The sequence below is a fragment of the Myxococcus sp. CA033 genome (assembly GCF_013336625.1).
Classification (GTDB): Bacteria; Myxococcota; Myxococcia; order Myxococcales; family Myxococcaceae; genus Myxococcus; species Myxococcus llanfairpwllgwyngyllgogerychwyrndrobwllllantysiliogogogochensis.
Map to the genome: position 1 here is coordinate 1 of NZ_JABUMU010000067.1, position 1346 is coordinate 1346.

At 69.5% G+C, this 1346-nt stretch carries 1 protein-coding gene; it reads left to right on the forward strand.

Features of this window, described 5'->3' with window-relative positions:
- A partial coding sequence (locus tag HUA78_RS47980; RefSeq protein WP_174479122.1) for an AMP-binding protein occupies positions 1 to 1346 on the forward strand: 1346 nt, incomplete at both ends.

A 1346-nucleotide genomic window follows, 5' to 3' on the forward strand; every position in this document is an offset into this window, starting at 1 on the left:
TCAGAAGACGCCCTTCTCCTTCGATGTCTCCGTCTGGGAGTTCTTCTGGCCCCTCATGACGGGCGCTCGCCTCGTCCTCGCGAAGCCCGGCGGTCACCAGGACCCCGCCTACCTCGTTCGCCTCATCTCCGAGCAGCGCGTCTCCACGCTCCACTTCGTCCCCTCCATGCTCCGCGCCTTCTTGGAGGAGCCGGGTGTCGAGAAGCTCTCCGGACTTCGTCGCGTCGTGTGCAGTGGTGAGGCCCTCCCCGCCGAGCTCGTCCGCCGCGCGCACGCCCTCCTTCCCGCCTCCGCCGAGGTCCACAACCTCTACGGCCCCACCGAGGCCGCCGTCGACGTCTCCTTCTGGCACTGCGCCCGGGGCAACTCCCGACACTTCGTCCCCATCGGTCGCCCCGTCTCCAACACGCAGCTCCACGTCCTCGACGCCACCGGACTCCCTACTCCCGTCGGCGTGCCGGGCGAGCTCTTCATCGGCGGCGTCCAGGTCGGCCTCGGCTACCTCAGCCGTCCCGCTCTCACCGCCGAGCGATTCCTCCCCGACGCCTTCTCCGCCATCCCCGGCGCGCGCCTCTACCGCACCGGCGACGTCGCTCGCTGGCTGCCTGACGGCTCCCTCGAGTACCTCGGCCGCGCCGACTTCCAGGTCAAGCTGCGCGGCTTCCGCATCGAGCTGGGTGAAATCGAGGCCGCGCTCCTCGCCGCTCCCGGCGTCTCCGATGCCGTCGTCGTCCTTCGCGAGGACGCTTCCGCTCCCCGCCTCGTCGCCTATCTCGTCGCCTCCGCCGAACTCGACACCCAGGCCTTGCGCGCATCTCTCTCCGCGCGCCTGCCCGAGTTCATGGTGCCCTCGGCCTTCGTGACGCTGCCGACGCTGCCCCTGTCTCCCAATGGCAAGGTCGACAGGCGGGCCCTGCCGGCTCCGGACCTGAAGCCTCGCGAAGCGGGGGACTTCCTCGAACCCCAGACTCCGCCACAGCAGGCGCTGGCCCGCATCTGGGCCGAGCTGCTGGGCGTGCCTCGCATCGGCCTCCGTGACAACTTCTTCGAGCTGGGCGGCGACTCCATCCTCGCCATCCAGGTGGTCTCACGCGCGCGTCAAGCCGGCCTGCATCTGGCCGCAAACCAGCTCTTCCAACACCAGACACTGGAAGCGCTGGCGCGCGTGGCGAAGCAGCAGGGTGGGCCACAGGTCGATTCGGGCATGGTGCTCGGGACTTCCCTCCTGACGCCCATCCAGCTCGACTTCTTCGAGAAGGAACTCCTCGAACCGCACCACTTCGCCCAGGCCTTCATGCTCGCGTCGAGCGAGCCGGTGGACGTCCCGTGCCTGGAAGCGGCGCTGC